This window comes from Streptomyces sp. NRRL F-6676, from assembly GCF_000725625.1.
In the GTDB taxonomy this organism is placed as follows: Bacteria; Actinomycetota; Actinomycetes; order Streptomycetales; family Streptomycetaceae; genus Streptomyces.
The window spans coordinates 1-232 of record NZ_JOHS01000156.1; the positions used below are offsets into that span (position 1 = coordinate 1).

A 232-nucleotide genomic window follows, 5' to 3' on the forward strand; every position below is an offset into this window, starting at 1 on the left:
GGACGTGGTCGACTACTTCGGCGACTACAGCACCGGCGGCGACGAATGCCACATGGCGTTCCACTTCCCCGTCATGCCGCGCATCTTCATGGCGGTGCGCCGCGAATCGCGCTACCCCGTCTCCGAGATCCTCGCGAAGACCCCGGAGATCCCCGCCAACTGCCAGTGGGGGATCTTCCTGCGCAACCACGACGAGCTGACCCTGGAGATGGTCACCGACGAGGAACGCGAC

1 pseudogene is annotated in these 232 nt (G+C 65.5%); it reads left to right on the plus strand.

Annotation, left to right across the window (positions count from 1 at the left end):
• Positions 1-232: pseudogene (locus tag IO29_RS31415) on the plus strand (trehalose synthase); the annotation flags it as partial.